At 29.4% G+C, this 14,844-nt stretch carries 17 protein-coding genes and 1 tRNA gene; 11 read left to right on the forward strand and 7 right to left on the reverse strand.

Going from position 1 to position 14,844, the window contains the following annotated elements; genetic code table 11:
• From hisD to ACTTA4_RS01915, 11 genes are all read left to right on the forward strand, one after another.
• Entirely contained in the window at positions 1–1,284 is a 1,284-nt protein-coding gene (gene hisD / locus ACTTA4_RS01865) for a histidinol dehydrogenase (RefSeq protein WP_440633290.1), read from the forward strand.
• Between the two features lie 2 nt (positions 1,285–1,286).
• Positions 1,287–1,502, forward strand: coding sequence for a translation initiation factor IF-1 (gene infA, locus ACTTA4_RS01870; protein WP_023854397.1), 216 nt, complete (start codon positions 1,287–1,289; stop codon positions 1,500–1,502).
• Between the two features lie 4 nt (positions 1,503–1,506).
• Positions 1,507–1,581, forward strand: a tRNA-Phe gene (locus ACTTA4_RS01875).
• Positions 1,582–1,662: 81 nt separating this feature from the next.
• Complete coding sequence (locus ACTTA4_RS01880; protein WP_075505957.1) at positions 1,663–1,875, forward strand: cold-shock protein; 213 nt, start codon at positions 1,663–1,665, stop codon at positions 1,873–1,875.
• Between the two features lie 312 nt (positions 1,876–2,187).
• Positions 2,188–3,582, forward strand: a complete 1,395-nt coding sequence (hisS, locus tag ACTTA4_RS01885; protein WP_440633291.1) for a histidine--tRNA ligase — start codon at positions 2,188–2,190, stop codon at positions 3,580–3,582.
• Positions 3,560–4,612 (forward strand): ATP phosphoribosyltransferase regulatory subunit, encoded by a 1,053-nt coding sequence (locus tag ACTTA4_RS01890; RefSeq protein WP_440633292.1) that lies wholly within the window; start codon positions 3,560–3,562, stop codon positions 4,610–4,612. Before hisS ends, ACTTA4_RS01890 begins: the two co-directional genes overlap by 23 nt.
• On the forward strand, positions 4,612–5,304 hold the full coding sequence (gene hisG / locus ACTTA4_RS01895; RefSeq protein ID WP_440633293.1) for an ATP phosphoribosyltransferase: 693 nt from the start codon (positions 4,612–4,614) through the stop codon (positions 5,302–5,304). The genes ACTTA4_RS01890 and hisG overlap by 1 nt, the downstream gene beginning before the upstream one ends.
• 145 nt (positions 5,305–5,449) lie before the next feature.
• Entirely contained in the window at positions 5,450–6,547 is a 1,098-nt protein-coding gene (locus ACTTA4_RS01900) for a DNA recombination protein RmuC (protein WP_440633294.1), read from the forward strand.
• Between the two features lie 37 nt (positions 6,548–6,584).
• Positions 6,585–7,271 carry a hypothetical protein gene (locus ACTTA4_RS01905; protein ID WP_440633295.1) on the forward strand — a complete coding sequence of 229 codons (687 nt, stop codon included), beginning with the start codon at positions 6,585–6,587 and terminating at the stop codon, positions 7,269–7,271.
• 13 nt (positions 7,272–7,284) lie between these two features.
• A complete protein-coding gene (locus ACTTA4_RS01910) occupies positions 7,285–8,721 on the forward strand; it encodes an exonuclease domain-containing protein (RefSeq protein WP_440633296.1) in 1,437 nt (478 codons plus the stop codon).
• 34 nt (positions 8,722–8,755) lie between these two features.
• Positions 8,756–9,073, forward strand: a complete 318-nt coding sequence (locus tag ACTTA4_RS01915; RefSeq protein ID WP_075505964.1) for a thioredoxin family protein — start codon at positions 8,756–8,758, stop codon at positions 9,071–9,073.
• On the opposite strand, the gene ACTTA4_RS01920 is transcribed toward ACTTA4_RS01915, so the two are convergent.
• From ACTTA4_RS01920 to ACTTA4_RS01950, 7 genes are read right to left on the reverse strand one after another with little or no spacing between them, the layout of a single operon-like run.
• Complete coding sequence (locus ACTTA4_RS01920; protein WP_440633297.1) at positions 9,070–10,335, reverse strand: bifunctional folylpolyglutamate synthase/dihydrofolate synthase; 1,266 nt, start codon at positions 10,333–10,335, stop codon at positions 9,070–9,072. The two genes, ACTTA4_RS01915 and ACTTA4_RS01920, sit on opposite strands and share 4 nt — an antisense overlap.
• Positions 10,289–11,218, reverse strand: coding sequence for an acetyl-CoA carboxylase carboxyltransferase subunit beta (locus ACTTA4_RS01925; RefSeq protein WP_075505966.1), 930 nt, complete (start codon positions 11,216–11,218; stop codon positions 10,289–10,291). Before ACTTA4_RS01925 ends, ACTTA4_RS01920 begins: the two co-directional genes overlap by 47 nt.
• The gene (trpA, locus tag ACTTA4_RS01930; protein WP_440633298.1) at positions 11,215–12,015 is read right to left on the reverse strand and encodes a tryptophan synthase subunit alpha; all 801 of its coding nucleotides are present in this window, start codon (positions 12,013–12,015) and stop codon (positions 11,215–11,217) included. Before trpA ends, ACTTA4_RS01925 begins: the two co-directional genes overlap by 4 nt.
• Positions 12,015–13,244: a tryptophan synthase subunit beta gene (trpB, locus tag ACTTA4_RS01935; protein WP_440633388.1), complete on the reverse strand. Its 1,230-nt coding sequence runs from the start codon at positions 13,242–13,244 to the stop codon at positions 12,015–12,017. Before trpB ends, trpA begins: the two co-directional genes overlap by 1 nt.
• Positions 13,234–13,863 carry a phosphoribosylanthranilate isomerase gene (locus tag ACTTA4_RS01940; protein WP_440633299.1) on the reverse strand — a complete coding sequence of 210 codons (630 nt, stop codon included), beginning with the start codon at positions 13,861–13,863 and terminating at the stop codon, positions 13,234–13,236. Before ACTTA4_RS01940 ends, trpB begins: the two co-directional genes overlap by 11 nt.
• Positions 13,863–14,552 carry an orotidine-5'-phosphate decarboxylase gene (gene pyrF, locus ACTTA4_RS01945; RefSeq protein ID WP_440633300.1) on the reverse strand — a complete coding sequence of 230 codons (690 nt, stop codon included), beginning with the start codon at positions 14,550–14,552 and terminating at the stop codon, positions 13,863–13,865. Before pyrF ends, ACTTA4_RS01940 begins: the two co-directional genes overlap by 1 nt.
• A complete protein-coding gene (locus tag ACTTA4_RS01950; protein ID WP_440633301.1) occupies positions 14,542–14,832 on the reverse strand; it encodes an HU family DNA-binding protein in 291 nt (96 codons plus the stop codon). The genes pyrF and ACTTA4_RS01950 overlap by 11 nt, the downstream gene beginning before the upstream one ends.
• Positions 14,833–14,844 lie beyond the last annotated feature (12 nt).

A 14,844-nucleotide genomic window follows, 5' to 3' on the forward strand; every position in this document is an offset into this window, starting at 1 on the left:
ATGAAGGTTTTAGATAGCAGTAAGAAAAATTTTGGTAAATTATTAGATAATTTATTATTGCAAAGAAAGAGAAAAGTTCAATCAAGCTTTGTTTCAGTCACTAACATTATTAAAGATGTTAAAAAAAATGGTGATAAAGCTTTATTAAAATATGAGAAAAAATTTAATAAAAATTCAGTAATCAAGCCTAGCTCAAATCAAATTCAAAAATCAATTCAATCATTAAATTCTATTGTAAAACAATCTATCGATACTGCTTACAACAGGATTTATAAATTTCATTCATTACAAAAGTTTAAAAATATTTCTTACACTGATAAATTTAAAAATAAACTTGAGTATAAATATTTACCTTTAGAGTCGGTTGCAATTTATGTACCTGGTTCAACTGCATCCTATCCATCTAGTGTATTGATGAATGCAATTCCAGCTATTGTTGCTGGTGTAAAAAGAATAGTTATGATCAACCCAGGCTATAAAGGAAAACAAAATCCTGCAGTATTATATGCTGCCAAAAAATGTAAAATTAAGGAAATTTATTCAATTGGTGGACCATCTGCTATAGCTGCAGTTTCTTATGGAACAAAAAAAATTAAAAAGGTTAATAAAATTGTAGGTCCTGGAAATGCTTACGTTGCAGCTGCAAAAAAAGAAGTTTTTGGAGATGTTGGAATTGAGGGCATGACTGCTGGTCCTTCAGAAGTTACAATAGTTTGTGACAAGCATTCTAATCCAGAATGGGTTGCAAGTGATTTAATAGGACAAGCAGAACATGATGATCTTGCACAGTGTATATTAATTTCAAAAGATAAAAACTTATTAAATAAAGTTAGAACTGAAATAATTAAACAATTAAAAGAAATTCCAAGAGAAACTATTGCAAAGAGAAGTTTGCAAAATAATGGTATTTTAATGCATGTAAATTCAGATAAAAAAATTATCGATATTGTTAACAAAATTGCTCCAGAGCATTTAGAGTTAAATGTTAAAAATTATAAATCTATTGTTTCAAAAATAAAAAATTCAGGATCAATTTGTTTAGGAAAATATGCTATTATGGCTATGACGGATTATAATGTTGGTTCAAACCATGTTTTACCAACTAACGGATCAGCAAAATATTCAAGTGGTATAAGTGTAAACGAATTCTACAAAAGAATTTCATACATAAACCTATCAAAAAAGGGTATTGAAAGTCTTGGACCATCAGTTATAACACTTGCAAATTATGAAGGCCTGGTTGGGCATGCTCAATCAGTATTAAAAAGAATAAGGAGAAAATAAATTTGTCAAAACAAGACTTACTTGAATTTAAGGGGACTGTGATAGACTTACTTCCGAATGCAATGTTTAGAGTTAAGCTAGAGAATGGTCATACGGTTACAGCTCACACAGCAGGTAAGTTAAGAAAAAACAGAATTAGAGTTCTTCAAGGTGACAATGTAACTGTGGAGATGACACCTTACGATCTTACTAAAGGAAGAATTATCTTTAGAGGATAAATAAGGCTGAGTAGCTCAGGAGTAGAGCAGAGCCCTGAAAAGGCTTGTGTCGGAGGTGCGAATCCTTCCTCAGCCACCACCACAAAGTTTGATCTTGAAATACCTGTAAAAGAAATTAACTTAATTAATATAATAAATAACAAAAGGACGAAGAAATAAGATGAGTACACTACAAGGTAAAATAAAATGGTATAATGGTAAAAAGGGATATGGCTTTATAGAGAGAGACGACAAAGAGAAAGATGCCTTTGTACATGCTTCAGCTGTAAAAGCTGCTGGAATGAGATTTCTTAATGAAGGTGATAAACTTGAATTCACATTAGAAGACGGTCCTAAAGGTCCTTCTGCAGTAAATTTAAAAAAAATAGACTAATTTTCGTAAAATTTCTAAAGGACGTTATTTCTACATTTAGTAGATTAACGTCCTTTTTTTATTTAAGCCTTGAATATTAATAATTTTTGTCTAAAAGGCTGCACATGAATATAAATATTACATACAGAATTACTTATAGAAGTACTCATAGAAACTGTTTCCATAGCCATTAGGCTATTTATTTATATTATAATTTTCATTCCACATAAAATAAGATAATAACTAAAGGATAAGCTTTGGTGGTGAAATAGTATCACGTCGGTTTGTGGATCCGAAGTCGTAGGAGCGTAACCTACCCAAAGTACCACTAAAATGGAAAAAGATAAAAAACTCAATCCTTCCTTACCATCTGGATTTGAAGATCGTTGGAATAAAAAGTTAGTTTTAAAAAAACAACTTTTAAAAGTGATTGAAAAAAATTTTTTAAAATTTGGAGCTGAACCATTAGAGACACCTTCTTTTGAGATCAGCGAAAATATTGGTTCGTTTTTAGCAGAGGATGAGGATAATCCTATGTCTGATGTATTCTCATTTAAAGATGGTGATAAAAATATTACTCTTCGATACGATCTATCTAGTCCTTTAGCTAGATTTGTTGCTCAAAACAACCAAGAGCTTCCATCAATTTACAAAAGATATGCAATTCAAAATGTTTTTAGAAATGAAAAAGCAGGAAATGGAAGATACAGAGAGTTTATGCAGGCCGATTTTGATATTGTTGGAAATGTTAATTCAGCTCAAGCTAATGCAGAACTTTGCAATTTAATCTCGAGTACACTTTTAGATTGTGGTTTGAATAAAGATCAATTTACGATCAATATTAGTAATAGAAAAATTGTACAAGGTTTAATTGATGATTTAAAAATATCTGAAGATAAACAATTAAAAGTAATTAGAGCTATTGATAAATTAGACAAACCTGGATTTGGTTTAAAAGGTGTTGAAGATCTTCTTAAAAAAGAGAGAAAAGATACAAGCGGTGCAGTTACAAAAGGGGCTGATCTAACAGATGAACAAGCATCACAAATATTAAATTTTTTAAAAATAAAAGACTTAAAACAACTAAAAGAAAATTTAAAAAATCCATTGTCTCAAAAAGGAATTAAAGAGCTTGAGGAAGTTTTTGAAATTTTAGGATTTAGTTCTAATTTAGAACAAGTACAAACCAATTTTACTATTGTTAGAGGTCTAGCTTATTATTCTGATTTTATTGTTGAAACTAACTTAAATTTTAAAGTTACAAATAATAAAGGAAAAGAAGTTGATATTGGCAGTATTTGTTCTGGAGGTTCTTATGCTAAACTTATCTCAAGATTTAAAGGGGTAGATATTCCAGGTACAGGGATTAGTTTTGGTGTGGATAGATTGTTATTTGCACTTTTACAATTGGATCAGATCAAGGTCGATGATGAAAAGCCTGTTTTAGTCTGTGTGATGGATGAAAAATATCTAAAAAATTATTACGAAATTGTAGACCAATTAAGAGAAAATAACATTAATGCAGAAATTTTTTTAGACACAAAGAAAAATTTAGGTAAGCAATTAACCTTGGCAAACAAGCGTGAATTAAATGTAGCAGTTATATGTGGTGACAATGAATTTGATGAAGGTACAGTAACGATAAAAAATCTTAAAGGTGTTAAAGGTGAAAATAGCAAAACATTTCCAAAATCAAATTTAATAGATGAAATCAAAAAACTTATCTGAAAACATTCTTAGATCAGTAAAATCTAAGGGTTACAAATATATAGATTTACCCTCAGTTATTGAGGCCAATCATATCGTTCAAAGGTCAGGAGAAAACTTTAGAAAATTCATTTTTTCATTTACTGATCAAAATGGTAGTGAGTTATGTCTTAGACCAGATTTAACAATTGCTTCTTGCCTAAGATACATAGAAAATAATTTAAAAGGAAAAGAAAAAATTTTCTATAGTGGTCAAGCTTATAGAAAATCTGAAAATAAAAGTGATTCTATTATCCGAGATCAAATTGGATTTGAAATTTTAGGTTCTAAAGATGAAAAAAATGATGATAAAGAAATTATCAATACCTCACTAAAATCTCTTCAAAATATTAAATATTCTTCAGGTAAGTTAACAATAGGGAATGTTGAGATATTTAATTTGTTAATTTCAAAACTAGATATCCCGAAAAGATGGAAATTAAGATTATCAAGACATTTTTGGAGAGAAGATTACTTTAATGATCTTCTAAAAAGATTAGAAACAAACTCTGATGTAGATCCAACTATAGTTGAAATAGATAAAAAGCGTTATTTAAAAATGCTAAAAGAAGATCTATCAAAAGTAATAGCAGGTAGAACAATTAATGACATATTAAATCGATTTGATAACAAAATTAAAGATCCAAGAAGAGCTAGTAAAGGTAAAGGTGTTTCAAAAATTATTAAAGACTTCTTAAAAATCAAATGCCCAATAAATGAGGCTGCATCTGAGTTAAACAAATTTTTTAAAAAAAATAGAATTAATTTGTTGGTTGATCAAAGGTATTTTCCTGTCTCTAAAAATAAAGTTTCAAAACTAAATGTAGTATTTTCAACTTCTTTTGGAAGACAATTGGAATATTACACAGGAATGGTTTTTAAAATTGATGTTAAATCAAAAAATAAAATAAAAAATATTATTAATGGTGGTCGTTATGATCGATTAATTTCTGATCTTGGGTCAAAAAAACAAATACCAGCAGTTGGGGCTGCATTAAATTTAAATTATTAATGAAGAAAAATATTATAAATATTGGAATTCCCAGCAAAGGCAGACTCAGAAAAGATGTCTTAAACATATTTAAAAAAAATAAATTAAATCTAATTTCAGAAAGAGGAGAAAGAGATTTATTAGGCTCAATTAAACAAAAGAAAAATGTTAAAATTTTATTCCTTCATGCAAGAGAAATTATAGAAAGACTTGGAGATGGTTCATTAGATCTAGGGTTTTCTGGTTTTGATTTATTACAGGAAAGTGAGATAAATATTCAAAAGAAAATTAATGTTATTAAAAAATATGACTTTGGGAAGGCCACGTTAGTAGTTGCAATTCCAGATCCTTGGATTGATGTCCAAACTATTGCTGATTTAGAGGAAATAGCATTTGAGTTTAGAGACAAGAAAAAGAGAAGATTAAGAGTTGCAACCAAATATCCAAATCTAACAAGAGAATTTTTATTTTCTAAAGGGGTTACTCAATTTAAATTGGTAGATAGTTTAGGTGCTACCGAGGCATATCCTTTTACTGGTTCATCAGAAATAATTACTGACATTACTTCAACAGGAGAAACTTTAAAAGCTAATAATCTAAGGATTTTAAAAGATGGTGAAATATTAAAATCAGAAGCTTGTATGATGAAATCAAAATCATCGTCTAAAAATAAATCTCTTCAAAGTTTAGCTAGATTACTTTCTAAGAATTAAATCTTTCCAATAAATAAGAATAATTTTAATAATATCTAGGTTTCGAAGGATTGCATAAACCCCAACAAGTATTCCTAAACTGATAATAATTTTAAGTATTAATAATAATTCCATTACATATTTTATATATGATATAAAGTGATTCATGGAAGCTATATTTTTAGTTATTTTAATTCTGTTACTGGGAGTAGTTTCAGCTATTCTTTACTTAAATTTAAGATCTAAGCCTCAAGATCAAAAAGAAAATAAAGAAGCTGAAGAAATTGCTAACCTAAAATCTGAAATTTCAAGTTTGAAGGATACGTTAAACACAACAATCAATAGCTCACTTGGAGCAATGTCCACTTCATTTAATAACCTGTCTACTGGAGTAACAAAAGATATGACAGCAGCTTTGACTAAAGTAGATGAAAAAGTTGGAAATTTTAATCAACAAGTTCAACTATTAAACCAAAGCCAAGAAGGAATAACAAAAATTTTGGCTGGAGTTAAAAAATATGGAACTCTTGCAGAGTTTAGTTTGGATGCACTGATTAAAGATTTACTACCAGCTTCTCAATTCATGACAAATGTGAAAATGAAAGAAAATACAAGTGAGAATGTAGAATTTGCAATCAAGCTACAAGGTGATGTTTTAGTTCCAGTTGATAGTCATTTTCCGGTGGAGAAATTTAAAGCAATTACCGATGGTCATGACGCGGAAGACAAAAGGTTAGTTGCCGATGCTAGAGCAAAATTAGCTACTGCATTTAAAGCAAAAGCCAAAAGTGTAAATGAAAAATATATAGTACCACCAAAAACTACTGACTTTGCAATTGTGTATGCTCCTACAGAAAGTTTATACAAAGAATTAACTGAATACCAAGACCCAAGTACAAAAGAATTATTAACTCAAGAATTAATGAAAAAATATAAAGTTGTAATTTGTGGCCCTAATACTTTATCAGCATATTTGCAATCTTTACACATGGGCTTCCAATCCTTGAAAGTTCAAAAGGGGGCAACTGAAATCTATAATCATTTAAAAACAATAAGCACAAGATTTTCAAAACACTTTGACAATATAGTAGTTCTTAGAAAAAAATTAGAAGATGCTATGGGTGTAGTTGATAAATTTGGAACAGATGCAAGATCAATAAATAGAACTTTGGAAAGCATAAAAGATCCAGAGCAGGTAGAGAAAGCTGTACAAACAGACAACGTTGAAAAATTCGTTGATAAACAAAGACAAATTAAAAATTAATTTCTTTTTTTTGATAATACCATTTATAAGAAATCTCATGCAATGGAATCGTAAATATGATTATCCAAAATCTTCAAGAGCAACAGTTGATGGTATTAGAAGATACCTTTTGGGAGAAGAAAAATTACCAAGTGTTACTTCAATTTTAGATGTTACTAAATCTGAGGAGGATAAAGCAGCACTAGCAAATTGGAGAGAGAGAACAGGATATAAAGAAGCTGAAGCTATCACAAAAGCAGCAAGCAGCAGAGGCTCACAGATGCATAACTACTTAGAATCTTATTTACTTGGAAGAGAAAATTTAAGTTTTTTTGATGATAATGAACAATATAAATTGATGGCAAAAGAAATAATAGATCATGGTTTAAAAAATAGATTGGAAGAAATATGGGGTGTTGAGTGTACATTGTACTATCCAGATAAGTATGCTGGCACTGCGGACTGTGTTGGAGTTTATGAAGGAAGAGAAACAATTATAGATTTTAAACAAAGCAATAAACCAAAGAAAGCTGAGTATATCGATTCATGGTTATTACAAACCAGTGCTTATTCTTTGGCTCACAATGTTGTGTATAACTCTAATATCACTTCTTGTGTAATCTTGGTCTGCACTGTAGATAAATTATTCCAAGAATTTAAAATTCAAGGACATAATTTAGTCATCTATCAAAATTTGTTTTTAGGAAGATTGAAAAAATTTCATGAACTATCTAATTTAACTTAAAATATAAGAAAATATGGACAAATTTGTAATCTACGACACTGAAACAACTAATAGCACTATTTGGGGATCAATTATTGAGGTTGGAGCTGTTGTTGTTGATAAAAATTTAAATGAAATTGGTAAATTAAATATCAGAGGCAGAATGCCAGAAGGAGAAGTGCCAAGTGCTAAAGCTCTATTGGTAAACTCAACAAGTATCGATTTACTTACTAAAGGAAATTATTCTCATTATGAATTTTTAGGAGCAGTTGAAAACTTTTTTTCAAAAGCTGCCCCAGCATTATTTATGGGATGGAGTAACTTAAATTTTGATAGACGAATGTTCCATTTCAATTTCTTTAAAGGTAACAGATATCCTTACATTACTCATTCGTCTCCAAATAAAGAACACGATGGTCTTCATGTTGCAAGAGCTGCACAAACAATTAATTCTGAAACTTTAAAAACTGAATTAACAGATGCTGGAAATGAAAGTCTTGCTCTTGAAGGTTTAGCAAGACAACAAGGATTTGATACTTCCCAACAACATACTGCGTATCACGATGCATTTACTAGTTTAAAAATTTTAAGAATTATAAAAGAAAAGCATAATGACAATTGGGAAAAATTTTTAACCACTTCCACAAAGAGTAGTGTGGAATCTATTTTAAAAGGAGAGGGTATTTATTCAATTTTTGAAAATGTTAAAGGAAGAAATATGATGTATTTAGTATCAACATTACATCCAGAGCATTGTTTTCATCCATCTTATGCTTCCTGGGGATATCTTTGGGACTTAAGAAGAGATCCAGAACCTTTTTTAAACATGTCTGTTAATGAGCTTAAAGCTAATCTTAAAAAAATAAGCCCTAAAGCTTTAAGAGTTGTTAAAACAAATAAAGCGCCTGTAGTATTAGATAAAAAATTTGCTTTAAAAGAAAAAGCCTATGCAGATCTTGATTTGGAAACAATTCAAAAAAGAGCCAAATTAGTTAGATCTAGCGAAAACTTATGTAAAAACATTCAAATTATTAATAGAGAAGCTGCTGAAGAAAAAGCGCAAACTCAAAACCAAGAAGATTTACTTCCTGAGGAAACTTTGTATGAGAAATTTATTCCAAACAAAGACACTGCCTTATTCAAAACTTGGCACAGTTCGTCGTGGGAAGACAAATTAAGATTATTAGATAAATTTCAAGATAAGAGATGTGCATGGTTTGGACAAAAAATTATTTACCAAGAAGCACCTCACGTATTGCCACCTGATTTATATAAAAATATTAAAAGTGAGATAGCTAGAAGAATTTTAAGTAAAAATAGAGAAAAGTGGCAAACTATAGCAATGGCATACACTGAAATAGACACCTTAAGAGATCAAGCATCTAATAGAGATGATGAGGAAGAACTTAAAAAATTAGATGAAATAAATGAATTTATTATGTCTATTGAAAAAAAATATGAAATTGCATAGTTGACTTTAAAACTTTAATTTATAGAAAGGATTTATGCTTATAGATTTTAAAGATGAAGATTTTGATAGTAAAATCAAAAATGAAGATGTTTCAGTAATCCAGTTTTCAGCTGCTTGGTGTGGTCCTTGCAAAGCTTTAAAACCAGTCATGGATAAATTAGCTGATGAATACAAAGGTAAAGCTGGTTTTTATTATGCTGATGTAGAAGATGGTGGAATAAACACTGGAAGTGCTGCTGGCATAAGAGGCGTACCAACTGTTATTATTTACAAAAAAGGTGTTGAAGTAGATAGAAAAGTTGGTGGGGTACCCGAAAGCCACATGAAAGAATTTTTAGAAAAAAATATCTAATTCAAATTAAGTATTTCTCCAGCTAGATAAAGAGAACCTGTAATTAAGATTATATCGTTTTTCATGACCGAAATAGACTTGATTGCATCAAATATATCTTCTTTGTACTGAACATTTTTGAATGAATTTAGTTTGTTTTTTAATTCTTTTCCACCAATTGAATTAGGTTGGTTTGGAATATCAATAGTGGTCAAGGTTGAGATATTTTTAAAATAACTAATATACTCATTATGATCCTTGTTGGACATCATACCTAAGATTATGTGTTTATTACAATCTAAAGTTTGGAGGTATTCATTTACCACTCTAGCTCCATCAGGGTTATGATCCCCAGAAACTAATAATGTATTATTTTTTACAAGTTCTTTTAGTTTTCCAGATTTAATTTCCTGTAATCTTGCAAGATTATTAATATTTTGAATACCACTTTCTATTTCATTGCTTTGAATTCCAAGATTTAAAGTTCTTATAGTTGCAATAGCAGTTGATATATTTTCTAATTGAAACTGACCAAGAACGTTCGGTAGAGGAAGTTTCATACCTCCCAATTTATCCTCGTAGTAAAAAAAACCATTCTCTTGAATTGAATAACTATAGTCTTCATTAAAAAATAACTTATTTGAAGAGTTATTTTTTATAGTTTTTTTAATACATTCCATTGTCTGTTCTTTATTTTGTTTAGCAATAATAATATTTGAATTAAGTAAGGCTGATGTTTTTTCAAAAACAATTTGCTCAATTGTTTGATTTTCTTTTGGAAGCCAGTCGAGATGGTCTTTACTTATAGATGTTACTATACTTGCAAGATTACTCTTTAAAATATTGGTAGCATCAAAACGGTGGAATAAACCACTTTCTATTAAGTTGATATTGTCAGGATATTGGGCAGCTTTATAAAAAAAACAAGCTGATAACATTTCAAAAACAGTTATTGGTTCGTTATTATTAACTTTTTCAACCTCTTCTAATAAATCAGCTAATTCCTCGTCATTTAATTCCTGATTATTAAAAATAAATCTTTCATTAATTTTTTGTATATGTGGGCTCGTATATACATTGCATTTTAAATTCTTCTCCTTAAGAATTGCATAAATAGCCTGGATGGTAGAGTTCTTTCCATTAGTTCCTACAACTGATATGGCCTTAATTTTATCTTGAGGGTTTCCTAATTTCTTACAAAGATTTTGAATTCTATCTAAAGATAAATCTATTTCTTTAGGATGCAACTTTTGAAAATTGCTGAGTATCTTCTGAAGTTTCATTTTGCTCAGAACTTATAGCAGAATTTTGTTTTAACAATATTGATAATAAAGTTCCTATTTTAGATGCTAGATCTCTTCTCTCTACGATTAAATCAACAAACCCAGTTTTCTCAACATACTCACTTTTTTGAAAACCTTCAGGCAATTCTTCTTTTACTGTTCCTTGAATAACTCTGGCACCTGCAAATGCAATTAAAGCACCAGGTTCAGCAATATGAATGTCTCCTAACATTGCATAGGAAGCAGTTATTCCTCCTGCGGTAGGGTCTGTAATACAAACTAGGTAAGGTAAACCATTTTTCTTTAATTCATTAATTGCAAGTGTAGTTCTTGTCATTTGAGATAATGAAATTAAACTTTCCATCATTCTCATTCCTCCACCAGCACTTATACATATAAATGGCGTTTGATTTTCTATTGCATGTTGAATTCCATATAAAAATGCTTCACCTTCTGCAGCAGCCATTGATGCCCCTAAAAAATCAAAATCAGATGCAACAGCAGTAATTTTAATATTATTAATTGTCCCAGATGCAACCATCATTCCACAATCTAATCCAGTTTTCTTACGAGCACTTTTTAACCTATCTTTGTAAGATTTAGAGTCTGTCCAATTTAAAGGATCATCTTTTGGAATTGGTGTTTTAAAAACTTCATAGTTGTTTTTTCCAAACAAAATATCAAATCTTTGTTTTGGTTTAATTCTATGATGTTTATTACAATCTGGACATACCCAAAGGTTTGCTTCTAAATCTTTTTTTAGAATAGGACCACGACAACAACTTGTCCATTCACTTTTTGCGATATCTTCTTTAGTAGCTCGTTCACGTATAGCAGTTTTTATCTTTTCACCTGCTTTAATAATTTTGGTTATCCAGTTCATTGAATTTTATTTCTTAATCTTTTAACGATATTAGTAACATTTGTGACAGTATTTTGTCTTCTTTCAATTGATTTAGATATTTCCTTACATATCGCACTACCAACTACTAGACCGTCAGCTTTTTTAAGAGATTTAATTGTCTTTTCTGTAATACCAAAGCCAATCACCACTTTTTTTGATTTATTTTGATTTTTAATTTTATTGTATCTTTCCAAGATTTTCTTTGGTGAAACTTTTAGTTTACCCCCTGTAGTTGACAACATGCTAATATAGTAAACCATATCATGCGAGTCTTTTATTATTTTTTTTAATCTAATTTGAGAAGTAGTAGGTGACACCAGCTGTATAAAATTCACTCCACTCTTTTTACATCTTGATGCAAAACTTTTGTTTTCAGGATAAGGCAAATCTACAACAATTAGTCCATCTACTTTTGATTTTTTACATTTATCTAAAAATTTATTTTCATCGTACTGAAAGATCATATTGTAATAACCCATTAGTATAATTGGAGTTTTTTTTTTTGATTTTTTAAAATTTTTTGCAATTGAAAATACATCCTTAATTTTTATACCATTTTTAATTGCTCTATAGGCACTGGTCTGGATTTGACCTCCATCAGCTATGGGTGTGTTGTGAGGAAAACCCAATTCACAAATATCAGCATAGTCTGAAATAGACTTAAGAATTTCTAAAGATTTTTTTTTAGTATTATCACCTGCAACTGTATAAGTCAGTAAGGCAGGTCTGTTTTCTTTTTTTGCATTTAAAAAAGCTTTTTTAAGTAGAGAGCTCATTAATGTTTTCCCAATCTTTCTCTTAAAATATCTCTATCTTTTTTTGCATCACCACAAGAGTTAACAATTATAATTGTGTCTTTGCTTAATTTTGGAGCAATTTTTATTGCCTCAGCAAAAGCATGACTTGGTTCTAAACTTGGATTAAGTTTTTCAAATTTAGTTACCATTACATGTGCATTAAGTGCATCCTCATCTGTTGCATAAGTATATCGTGCTCTTTTAGTATCTTTTAAAAAGCAATGAATAGGACTAACTCCAGGATAATCTAAACCAGCACTTATAGATTCTGTATCATTAATTTGTCCTTCATTATTTTGGCAAACATACGAAGCTGCTCCGTGCAAAATACCAACTTTTGCATTTCTACTTAGTGGTGCTGCATGAAGTTTAGATTTTTTAGGACCCCCAGCTTCTACACCAATTAATTCTATTTTTTTTTTATTAAAATCAATAAACTCACTCCAAAATCCATATGCAGAACTACCACCTCCAACACAATTAATTAACTTAATTTTATTTGGAATTTTTTTAAATTCTTCTTTAAGCTGTGTTCTTAATTCTCTAGAAATTTGTGCAGTTGACCAACCACATATTTTTACAAAGATATTCGGTCCAACAGTACTACCAACGCACATGTGTGTATTATCACAATTAGATACCCAATATCGCATACATTCACTCACTGCATCAACTAAAGTTTGACTACCAGAATAAACAGGTACTATTTCAGCACCATTTTTTCTCATAGCGTCACAATTTGGTTTTTGTCTTTTAATGTCTTTTGCACCCATAAAAATTTTACATTTAAGCCCAAATTTTTTAGCTGCCATACTTAACATTTTTCCTGCATATCCAGCACCAGTATCGCCAACGATATATTTTTTACCCATAGCTTTACAAATTAGTGCATGAACAGTGGCATTATAGATTTTATGCGCACCTCCATTTGCCTCAGAAACTACTTTTGCCCAAATTTGAGCTCCACCTAAATGATTGGACAAATTTTCTAATTTCACAAAAGAGGTTGGAGATCCAATATAATTTTTAAAATAATAATCTCTTTTTTTTAAAAAGGCTTTATTATTTCTAAGTTTCTTAAATTCTTTTGTTAAATCCTCTACTGGTTTTTTTAAAGTTTCAGGTATAAAACTACCTCCGAATTTTCCTCCCCAAAATCCTTGTTGATCATGTTGATCAATTAATGGAATACCTTTTTTAAGCTTCATTTTTAATTTCATTAACTTTATTTAAAAAAAATTCTATTTTGGATAAGTCTTTTAATCCAGATGTTTCTACACCACCAGATAAATCTATAAAATTTGCCAAATTTTTGAAACTTTTAAGCTCTTCATTGTATTGAATATTTCCAGCAATCATTAATTCTTTATTTAATTTGATATTTTTAATCAAGTCATGATCAAAAGACTGGCTTTTCTCGTAGCCCTTACTATCAAATAAATAAATATCAGTATAATCAGAATATAATTTATAATTACTCAAATCAGACTTTGATTTTATTGTGAAAGCTGTAATAATTTTCTTTTGATATTTTTCTTTTATCTCTTTTATTTCCTCTGGTGTACAATCATATAGTTGATAGTAATCAAAAGGTAAGTTTTTAATTTTCTCTAAAATATTTATATTTGGTTTTACCAGCACAGCAACATAGTAACTTTGTTTTGGATTATTGATTAAAAGTTTTTTTAAATTTTCATATTCAACATATCTAGAACTTTTTGGATAGTTGCAAATAAATCCTATAAATGTTGGTGGGTGAGGGTGATTAATTAAAAAATTTAAAGTATCAGGATCAGAAATCCCACAAATTTTACAACCCTTAATCATCAGTATAAATGATTAATTAATTTTTTAATATTATTCTTAATATTACCTTTTGTAAGAGATCTTCCAATTACCACCCCCGAAACTTTATTTTTGAAAGCATCTTTTGGTGTCATTACTCTAGCTTGATCATTTGTATTGTCACCTGGCAATCTTATACCAGGCGTGATGACTAACAAATTTTTGTATTTTTTTCTAATCATTTTTGCTTCTTTTGCAGAACAAACTATCCCATCACATCCTGATTTTTTAACAATACCAGCTTGTTTTAAAACTAGTTGGTTAACTGTTTTAGTATGACCAATTTCTTTTAACGATTTATTGTTAAGACTAGTCAACACAGTTACTCCGAGTACTTTTAAATTTTTATTAATTTGTTTAGTTTTTTCCTTGATAGCTTTAAGCATATGAAGTCCACCATTTGCATGCACAGTAATGTATTTACATTTTTTTAAATCTTTCAAACTATCAACTGCAGAAAGAGCTGTTTGTGGAATATCATTTATTTTTAAATCCAACCAAAAATCTGATTTGTATTTTTCTAAAAATTTTCTTCCATTTTTTGAGTAAAAAAACTGTAATCCAAATTTTGGAATAATTTTTAACTTCTTTGTATTAATATTTTTAAGAATTTTCTTTATTTGATCTAAATTTGAAGTATCACATGCAACGAATATAATTTTATTCCTCATTATTGATCTTTTTAAACATTTCCTTGCTCATTTTCCATGATATTACTTTCTTTTCAGGAACTGCAACTTTTTCGCCGGTTTTTGGATTTCTTCTAATGGAGGCCTTTTGAGTCTTAACTCTAAATGTTCCAAAATTCCTTAATTCAACTCCATCTCCTCTGCGAAGTGATCTTTTTATTTCATTTAAAATTATATCAGTAAATTTCTCTAAATCTTTTTTTAAGAAATTTGGGTAGTTTTGCGAGAGTTGTTTTAAAAGCTTTGATTTTACAATAGCCAATTTATAACTTCT

Source organism: Candidatus Pelagibacter sp. HIMB1485 (assembly GCF_052048055.1).
Lineage (GTDB): Bacteria > Pseudomonadota > Alphaproteobacteria > Pelagibacterales > Pelagibacteraceae > Pelagibacter.

Excerpts from the sequence above, each read along its gene's own strand:
- ACTTA4_RS01920 (WP_440633297.1), bottom strand. The coding sequence starts at position 10,335 with ATGAAACTTCAGAAGATACTCAGCAATTTTCAAAAGTTGCATCCTAAA.
- ACTTA4_RS01910 (WP_440633296.1), top strand. The coding sequence starts at position 7,285 with ATGGACAAATTTGTAATCTACGACACTGAAACAACTAATAGCACTATT.
- trpB (WP_440633388.1), bottom strand. The coding sequence starts at position 13,244 with ATGAAGCTTAAAAAAGGTATTCCATTAATTGATCAACATGATCAACAA.
- pyrF (WP_440633300.1), bottom strand. The coding sequence starts at position 14,552 with ATGAGGAATAAAATTATATTCGTTGCATGTGATACTTCAAATTTAGAT.
- ACTTA4_RS01890 (WP_440633292.1), top strand. The coding sequence starts at position 3,560 with ATGAAATCAAAAAACTTATCTGAAAACATTCTTAGATCAGTAAAATCT.
- hisS (WP_440633291.1), top strand. The coding sequence starts at position 2,188 with ATGGAAAAAGATAAAAAACTCAATCCTTCCTTACCATCTGGATTTGAA.
- hisD (WP_440633290.1), top strand. The coding sequence starts at position 1 with ATGAAGGTTTTAGATAGCAGTAAGAAAAATTTTGGTAAATTATTAGAT.
- trpA (WP_440633298.1), bottom strand. The coding sequence starts at position 12,015 with ATGAGCTCTCTACTTAAAAAAGCTTTTTTAAATGCAAAAAAAGAAAAC.
- ACTTA4_RS01905 (WP_440633295.1), top strand. The coding sequence starts at position 6,585 with ATGCAATGGAATCGTAAATATGATTATCCAAAATCTTCAAGAGCAACA.
- ACTTA4_RS01940 (WP_440633299.1), bottom strand. The coding sequence starts at position 13,863 with ATGATTAAGGGTTGTAAAATTTGTGGGATTTCTGATCCTGATACTTTA.
- ACTTA4_RS01900 (WP_440633294.1), top strand. The coding sequence starts at position 5,450 with ATGGAAGCTATATTTTTAGTTATTTTAATTCTGTTACTGGGAGTAGTT.
- ACTTA4_RS01925 (WP_075505966.1), bottom strand. The coding sequence starts at position 11,218 with ATGAACTGGATAACCAAAATTATTAAAGCAGGTGAAAAGATAAAAACT.
- hisG (WP_440633293.1), top strand. The coding sequence starts at position 4,612 with ATGAAGAAAAATATTATAAATATTGGAATTCCCAGCAAAGGCAGACTC.
- ACTTA4_RS01880 (WP_075505957.1), top strand. The coding sequence starts at position 1,663 with ATGAGTACACTACAAGGTAAAATAAAATGGTATAATGGTAAAAAGGGA.
- ACTTA4_RS01915 (WP_075505964.1), top strand. The coding sequence starts at position 8,756 with ATGCTTATAGATTTTAAAGATGAAGATTTTGATAGTAAAATCAAAAAT.